The following is a 7853-nucleotide window of genomic DNA, read 5'->3' as shown; positions in this document are numbered from 1 at the left end:
AATTTGCGGCGCCCAACTCTTCCCGGCGAGTTCACCGCCGAGAGCCGCGCAGTTCGCGGGCGCCCCCCAGCACCGGCCCACATCTGGGGCGCTATCAAGCTCCGTGCAGCTCGACATAGTGGGGGTTGTACATGATCCCCAAGACGTTGCCGAACGGGTCAACGACCGATGCTGTGACGAACCCCGTCTCACCGCGCTTGGTGATCGGATCGTATTCTGTTGCGCCCAAAGCCTTGAGGCGAGCGAAGGCAGTCTCGATGTCATCGACATGCCAGAGTAGAATTGCGCCGCCGGGGGCCTTCTGCATGCCTTCCGGCGCGTATTTGCGGTCGATGATACCGAACTCATCGGCATCATCGCCGACGCGAAACTCGATATAGGCCGGGTTGTCGCGGCTTGGCATCTGGAAGTAGGCTTCGACGCCGAAAAGCTCGGAATACCAGTCGCGGGCAGCGACGACATTGTCTGCGAAATAGTTGACGGTGGCCATGCCGCGGAGGAAGTGCTTGGTGCTCATCTGTGTGCTCGATGTTGCGCGTTGTTGATGGAGGCATGATGGCGCGGGACGACATTGGTGTATTTCAAAAACCCGCAGAGCCTTACGATCCGCGTGGCAGGCTCGATCCCGCCGGGTTTGCGCGGCACGTTCGTTTCACCACCAAGGCACCTGTCGAAGCGCTGCAACTCTTCATCGAGCATTTCTGGGTCATCCGCTGGGATGTGGCTGAGGGCACCTATCACTCGGCCGAGGTAATGCATCGACCCTATGTCGATGTGTTCCTGGCCTCCGACCGGTCCGGCATCCAGGGAACGTTCCGGGGCAAGCGGGTCTATCCCGCGTCAGGCAGCGGCCGCATTGTCGGTGCGCGGTTTCGCCCAGGCGCATTCCACGCCTTCTGGGGTGAGGAATTGTCCAATATTCAGGATCAAATCCTTCCGCTTGACCGCGTGTTCTCGGGTTTGGATCGGGCGCGCACAACGACTTTGCTGGCTGGCAGTGACGAAGAGGCGTTGGCGGCCCTGTCGGATCTGTTGGTGTCATGCAATCCAAAGCCGGACGAGAATATCGTCCTCGTCAACGCGATCATCGCGGCCATCGAGGCTGACGCGGCGCTTACCACCGTTGCCGCAGTTGCGGGCGCTTTCGAGCGCAGCGAGCGGTGGGTACAGCAATTGTTTCGGGACTATCTTGGCATCGGCCTCAAGTGGTTCCTGCAACGTCGACGGCTATTGGCTGCCGCAGAGTTGATTCGTGACAGCGATGCCCCCGACTGGGTCGGCATCGCCTACGATCTGGGATATTCGAGCCAGCAGCATTTCATCACCATTTTCGCCAGGTGCTGGGAGAAACGCCGCTGCAATATCGGGCCGGCCTAACCCAGGTTTGACGCGGCGGCCGTGCGCCGGCCGCTGCCAGCGTTGGTCCGGGTTTTAGATCGAGCGGATCATTCCGCCATCTACACGGATCATGCTGCCAGTCATGTAGGAGGCACGTTCGCTGGCGAGGAAGGCAACCACATCAGCTAGTTCTTCCACGCGGCCGTAACGACCTGCCGGAATTGTCGCGATCGACTGGGCCTTTATGTCTTCGATACTTTTGCCCAGCCGCTTGGCTGCGGCGGCGTCGAGTTCATCGACGCGGCTCGTGTGGATACGACCCTGAACGATGATGTTGGCCGTGACATTGTCCGCGGCCACTTCGCCGGCGAGGGTTTTGCTCCAGCCGACAAGGGCCTGGCGGATAGAATTGGAGAGTGCGAGGCGGGGGAGTGGCGACTCCACGCCGGACGACGTCAACGTGATGATACGGCCCCATTTTCTCTCGCGCATGCCCGGCAGTAGGGCATGGGTTATGGATATCAGCGGGGCGGCCATGGCGTTGAAGGCCTTGGTGTAGTCATCGGCGGGAAGGGCTGATGCCTCGCCGGGGGCAGGTCCACCGGAATTGTTGATGAGAATATCGGCGCCGCCCTGGGCGAGGACGCCTTCGAGGAAGGTCTGAACGGAGGTTGGATCGGTGAGGTCCAGCGACAGGCCGATGATGTTATTACCAAGCTTTTCAATGGCTTCGACGGTTCGGGCGCCGCCGACGACGGTGGCGCCTTCAGCAGCGAGGGTTTGGGCAATGGCGGCGCCGAGACCCTTGCTGGCGCCGAGGACGACGGCGCGTTTGCCTTCAAGACCGAGCTTCATGCGCCGATCTCCGCGAGACGCTTTGCCTGGCGGGCGAGGAGGCGTTCGACGTCGGCTATGTCCTTGGGGGACAAGGCCCCGCCGGGTTTGCGGAGGGCTGCGGAGGAGATGACTCCGCGCTTGGCCAGGACGTACTTTCTCGCTGAAAGACCAATGCCTTGCTGCTGTTCGTAGCGGGCGAGGGGGAGGTAGGCGTCAAAGATGTCGTGGGCGCGTTCGATGTCGCCCTTGGCATAGTTGGCGACAACGCCGACCATCATTTCGGGGTAGCAGAAACCAGTCATGGCGCCATCGGCGCCGCGGCCCATTTCTTCGGGCAGAAAGAGGCCGCCATTGCCGCAAAGGATTGAAATTCTTCGCGTTTCGCCCTTGTCGCTGGAGGCGCGGAGGGCGGAAATCTTGGAAAGGCCCGGCCAATCTTCATGCTTGAGCATGACGCAAGTGGGAACGTCTTTGACGATCCGGTCGATGACCTTGGGGGCGATGGTGACGTTGGTAGTCAGCGGATAATCCTGGAGGACCCAGGGGGTTTTGCCGAGGGCGTCGCCGACGGAGGTGTAGAAAGCGTAGGCCTGATCGTCAGTTTTGGTGGTCCAGGGCGGGGCGACCATGACGCCGGCGGCGCCAAATTCCATAACGGAATCAGCGAGTTCGCGCATGGGGGCGAGGCCGGGGGCGGTGACGCCGACGATGACGGGGACCTTGGCGCGGCCGATGACGCGTTTGGCGATGGCTTTGGATTCCTCGGAGGTCATTTTGGGCGCCTCGCCGAGGAGGCCGAGGATGGTGAGGCCGGTGACGCCTTTTTCCTCGTAGAAGTCGACCATGCGGTCGACGCTATTCCAGTCGATATCGCCATTGTCCAAAAATGGTGTGACGGCAATGACATAGACGCCTTTGGCGGCTTCGGTCAGCAAGGGCATCGGGCGTCTCCGGTCAGGGAATTAGTGCTGGAAATAGAGGTTCTGGGCATTGTCGGCGAAGATCGCAGCATGGCTCTCGGCGGGCAAAGCGTCGAGGCTCAAGGCGATCAGATCGTCGTCTTCGGGCACGGTTTCGAAGAGCTCCGTATGCGGCCAATCGGTGCCCCATAGGAGGCGGGTTGGGTAGCAGACTGTTAGCTTCGAGAGTGCCGCGCGATAGAATTGGTGACTCTTGGTGTCACGGAGGCGATAGGGCGCCGAAATCTTGGCATAGACCCGACCTGTATCGAGGGCACGGGCGAGATCGTCGAGCGCTGTGCCGGGGGTGTCGAGCGGGATGAAGGCGAGGTGATCGATGACGCCGGTGATGTCATGGCGCTCGGTCAGTTCGGTGACAGTGGCGATGGCTTCGGGACCGACCTGGAACTGGGCGTGCCAGCCGAGGGCGCGAATGCGGGGGGCGAGTTCGGTGAAAGCGTCGAAGCCGATGCCGGATTTGTTGCGGAGGTTAAAGCGGACGCCGCGGACGCCAAGCGCGTCGAGGCGGAGGAGTTCTGCATCGGTGGTTTCGGGTGGGATGACGACGATGCCGCGCAGGCGCTCGCCATGGCCGGTGAGGGCGGTGAGCAGGACGCGGTTGTCGAGGCCATAGACGCTGGGCTGGACGAGGACGCCGCGGGCGATGCCAAAGGTGTCGGCGAGAGTGAGCCAGTTTTCGATGGTCAGCATTTGCGGCGTGTAGCTGCGCGGACTGGCCAGCGGCGCTTCGCGGGCAAAAACATGAAAGTGGGCGTCGCAGGTGTTTTGCGGCAGGCGCCGATTGGCCGGATTGCGCAGCGGGCGCGGCGGCAGGCAGAGCGGGGCGTCGAGCACGTCAGCCATTTTCTTGGGCGGCCATCAGGAAATCGAAATCGAGACCGTCATCGGCCTGGGTGACGTGGCGATCGTAGAGCTGAGCGTAGCCGCGCGGGGGCGATGGCGGTGGCGGGGGGAGGGTGGCCATGCGGGCGTCGAGTTCGGCGGCGCTGATGAGCAGCTCCAGGCGGCGGCCGGGGACGTCGAGGCGGATGCGATCGCCGGTGCGGACGGCGGCAAGGGGGCCGCCATCGGCGGATTCGGGGGTGATGTGGAGGACGACGGTGCCAAAGGCGGTGCCGCTCATGCGAGCGTCAGACAGGCGCACCATGTCTTTCACGCCCTGGCGGGCGAGGTGGCGCGGAATGGGGATGTAGCCGGCTTCGGGCATGCCGGGGGCACCCTTGGGGCCGGCATTGCGGAGGACGAGGACATCGTCGGCGGTGATGGTGGGGTCTTCGAGGCGCTCGGTCATGTCTTGGACGGAATCAAAGACGACGGCGCGGCCTTCGTGGACCTGAAGTTTCGGATCGGCTGCCGAATGCTTTATCACCGCGCCGCGGGGGGCGAGGTTGCCGGAGAGAACCGCGATGGCGCCGGAGGCGGAAATGGGATTCTTTCGCGGGCGAATGATCTGCTCTTCATAGCGCGAGGGCAGGTTGCTGACTGCGTCGCCTAAAATGCCGCCGAAGGCGCGGGGGGCTGTGAGGTCGAGAAGGTCGGTCAATTCCGAGAGCAGGCGGGGGACTCCGCCGGCTGCGTGGAATTCGCCCATATAGCCGCTGCCGGATGGCTTCAGGTCGACAAGAACAGGGACCTGCTTCCCGATGGCATCGAATTCGGCCATGTCGAGCTTTTTGCCCAAGCGGCCATAGATGGCGGCAAGGTGGACGACGGCATTGGTGGAGCCGCCGAGGGCCTGCAGGGTGACGAGGCCATTGCGTAGCGCTTGTGGCGTCAGCACTTCGGCGGTGGTGAGGCCGGTTTCGGTCATGGCGACGGCGGCGCGGCCGGTTTCTTCGGCGAGGCGGAAACGCTCGGACGAGGTGGCCGGGGCGGAGCCGGACATGGGGAGGGCGAGGCCCATGGCTTCGACCAAGGCGGCCATGGTCGAGGCCGTGCCCATGACGGTGCAGGTGCCGACGGAACTGGCGAGGCGGCCATTGATCTCGTTGATCTCGGCTTCATCGATGGTGTCGGCGCGGAACTGGGCCCAGAGGCGGCGGCAATCGGTGCAGGCGCCAAGGCGCTCGCCGCGGTGATTGCCGGTATCCATGGGGCCGGTGGGCAGGATGATGGCGGGGACTTCGCTCGATGCCGCGGCCATGACCTGGGCGGGAATGGTCTTGTCGCAGCCGCCGATGAGAATGACCGAGTCCATGGGCTGGGCGCGCACCATTTCCTCGGTTTCCATGGCCATGAGATTGCGCAGGAACATCGAGGTGGGTGCAGCAAAGCTCTCATGGATCGACATGGTCGGGAAAACCATGGGCATGCCGCCGGCCAGCATGACGCCGCGCTTGGCTGCCTCGATCAGTTGCGGAACGTTGCCGTGGCAGGGATTGTAGTCGGAATAGGTATTGGCAATGCCGACGATAGGGCGATCGAGCGCGTCGTCGGAATAGCCCATGGCCTTGATGAAAGCTTTGCGGAGAAACAGGGAAAAATCCTGGTCGCCATAGCTCGTCAAACGTCTGCGAAGCCCGCGCGTCACCATAGTCCTCCCGGCCGCTATAGCGTGCGGCATCCTTGGGTCATTCCTACAGCCATTTGGATTATTGTCAATAATGTGCGGTGACGAATTGCGAGAAGTGGGTGTACGGGAAGCTCAAATGCGCATAAAGTCAGGGAAATCGTCATAATCACCGATAATCCGATACGGACCGTGTCTGGTGATATTATTGATAAGAGGGTTGCGGTGCGCATTGGTTTGGTGGGGGCTGGGTGGGTGACGCAATATCATCTGCCGGCTTGGGCGAAGGTGGATGGCGCCGAGGTGGTGGCCATATGCGATCCCGATCCGGTGGCGCTCACGGCGCGGGCGGATGGTTTTGGGATTGCGGGGCGCTATTCCAGTTTTGAGGCGATGCTGGCGGGCGAAAAACTCGATGCGCTCGATATTGCGACGCCGCGGCGGTTTCATGCGGACAATGTGAGGATGGGCGCGGCGGCGGGATTGCCAATGCTGTGCCAGAAGCCGTTGGGGGTTGATCTCGCCGAGGCGGAAGCATTGGTGGCAGACGTGGGGAACCGCGTGCCGCTGATGGTGCATGAGAACTGGCGGTTTCGGCCCTATTATCGGGAATTGCGCGGGTGGCTTGAGGCCGGGGCGGTCGGAGACATTGTTTCCATCCGGCTCGATTTTCATTCGAGCGGCATGATTGCCGGGGCGGATGGGCAGCGGCCGGCGCTGGTGCGGCAGCCGTTTTTCAGGACTGAGCAGCGGCTATTGGTGATGGAGGTGCTGATCCATCACCTCGATACGCTGCGCTCGTTGTTTGGGGAATTTGATCTCGTTTCGGCGCGGCTGTGGCGGAGCAATGATGAGATCCTTGGTGAGGACAGCGCCATATTGGGCTTGCGACGGCGCGGCGATGGTGTGCCGCTGAATGTGTCTGGCAATCTGGCGGTGCATGGAGCGGCGCCGGCGCCGAGCGATCAACTCTGGATTTTTGGGTCCGAGGGGACGGTGCATCTTGATGGATCGGTGTTACGGCTTTTTGGGCCGCGACCGCGGGAAGTGACCTTTGATCCCGGCGTGAGCTATCAGGCTGCCTATGATGGGGCGATCGCGCATTTCGTGTCGGCGCTAACGCGCGGGCAGGGGTTTGAAACGAGCGCGGTGGATAATCTGGAAACACTGCGGTTAGTGGAGGCTGCCTACAGCGTGAGCGGATTTAAACCGGCTGTGACTATCTGATAGAAGACGAAGCAGACTGCCTGCGGGGCTCTTTGATGGCTGACGAAAACGAAAATACCGACCTCGATCATGAGGGCATTGCGCGGGCGCTCGAAGAGGACATCATTTTCGGTCGATTGGCGCCGGGCGCGCGGTTGACCGAGGATTCCCTGCTCTCGCGCTTTCCGGTGACGCGGCACTTTGTGCGGCAGGCGCTGGTGCAGCTCGAGCAGATGGGCATCGTCGTGCGCGAGCGGAACAAGGGTGCGATGGTGCGCACGCTGACGCCGGACGAGGTGCGGCAGATTTATGCTGTGCGCGAGCTGGTGCAACGGCAGGCGGCGCTGCTTATTCCGCTACCGGCGCCGCAGGCTCTTATTGATGAACTGCTCGAAATCCATGAGGAGCATGGCGAGCATATCGAAAGCGGCTATCTGCGCGGTGTGCACGAGACCAATGACCGGTTTCACCTGACGCTGTTTGGGGCCTGCGGGAACAAGTACCTGGTGCAGACCATCGAGCTTTATATGCGCTACAGCCTGCCGGTGCGGGCCAATTCGATGGCGGATCGGGCGGCGCTGGACATTTCGCATAGCCAGCATCGGTTGATGATCGAGATGCTGAGTGGGCGGGATAATTGGCTGCTTGCCCAGTTGTGCGTGGATCATCTGCAGCCGTCGAAGAGACGGTATATTGGGCTGGTGGAGTAGCCTTAGGGGTGAATGCCACTAGGCGACCATGAGTGCGGGGAGAGCCGCCCCCTCACCCGTCTCGCGCTGCGCGCGATCCACCCTCTCCCCGATGGGGCGAGGAATAAGAATTGCTCGCCAGTCCATTCTTCTCCCCATCGGGGAGAAGGTGGCGCGTAGCGCCGGATGAGGGGGGATTGGGGGTGGCATCGTGGGTGGGGCGAGCTCCCCCTCACCGACTCGGCCTTTGGCCGAGCCACCTCTCCCCGATGGGGAGAGGAAAAGAAGGAAGCC

General features: G+C 62.4%; 8 protein-coding genes. 3 read left to right on the top strand and 5 right to left on the bottom strand.

Going from position 1 to position 7853, the window contains the following annotated elements:
• Positions 1-94 precede the first annotated feature (94 nt).
• The gene (locus ABW043_RS09565) at positions 95-517 is read right to left on the bottom strand and encodes a VOC family protein (RefSeq protein ID WP_353920981.1); all 423 of its coding nucleotides are present in this window, start codon (positions 515-517) and stop codon (positions 95-97) included.
• Between the two features lie 38 nt (positions 518-555).
• Between ABW043_RS09565 and ABW043_RS09560 the strand changes: the two genes are divergently transcribed.
• Positions 556-1377, top strand: a complete 822-nt coding sequence (locus ABW043_RS09560; RefSeq protein ID WP_353920980.1) for a DUF6597 domain-containing transcriptional factor — start codon at positions 556-558, stop codon at positions 1375-1377.
• 54 nt (positions 1378-1431) lie between these two features.
• Here ABW043_RS09560 and ABW043_RS09555 read toward each other — a convergent pair whose 3' ends face one another.
• Genes ABW043_RS09555 through ABW043_RS09540 form a run of 4 tightly spaced genes read right to left on the bottom strand, consistent with a single transcriptional unit; the run spans position 1432 to position 5685 of the window.
• Complete coding sequence (locus tag ABW043_RS09555; protein ID WP_353920979.1) at positions 1432-2193, bottom strand: SDR family oxidoreductase; 762 nt, start codon at positions 2191-2193, stop codon at positions 1432-1434.
• Positions 2190-3116, bottom strand: coding sequence for a dihydrodipicolinate synthase family protein (locus ABW043_RS09550; RefSeq protein ID WP_353920978.1), 927 nt, complete (start codon positions 3114-3116; stop codon positions 2190-2192). The genes ABW043_RS09555 and ABW043_RS09550 overlap by 4 nt, the downstream gene beginning before the upstream one ends.
• A gap of 21 nt (positions 3117-3137) precedes the next feature.
• Positions 3138-3998 (bottom strand): amidohydrolase family protein, encoded by an 861-nt coding sequence (locus ABW043_RS09545; protein WP_353920977.1) that lies wholly within the window; start codon positions 3996-3998, stop codon positions 3138-3140.
• Positions 3991-5685, bottom strand: coding sequence for an IlvD/Edd family dehydratase (locus ABW043_RS09540; protein WP_353920976.1), 1695 nt, complete (start codon positions 5683-5685; stop codon positions 3991-3993). The genes ABW043_RS09545 and ABW043_RS09540 overlap by 8 nt, the downstream gene beginning before the upstream one ends.
• 186 nt (positions 5686-5871) lie before the next feature.
• Here ABW043_RS09540 and ABW043_RS09535 point away from each other — a divergent pair, with 186 nt between their 5' ends.
• Both ABW043_RS09535 and ABW043_RS09530 read left to right on the top strand, forming a co-directional pair.
• Positions 5872-6891, top strand: a complete 1020-nt coding sequence (locus tag ABW043_RS09535; RefSeq protein WP_353920982.1) for a Gfo/Idh/MocA family protein — start codon at positions 5872-5874, stop codon at positions 6889-6891.
• A 35-nt stretch (positions 6892-6926) separates the two neighbouring features.
• Positions 6927-7580, top strand: a complete 654-nt coding sequence (locus ABW043_RS09530) for a GntR family transcriptional regulator (RefSeq protein WP_295415263.1) — start codon at positions 6927-6929, stop codon at positions 7578-7580.
• The last annotated feature ends 273 nt before the right edge of the window (positions 7581-7853 follow it).

The sequence above is a fragment of the Devosia sp. genome (assembly GCF_040509215.1).
GTDB lineage: Bacteria > Pseudomonadota > Alphaproteobacteria > Rhizobiales > Devosiaceae > Devosia.
Note: the sequence above shows the minus strand (reverse complement) of the source record. Positions and strands in the feature narration are given on the sequence as shown.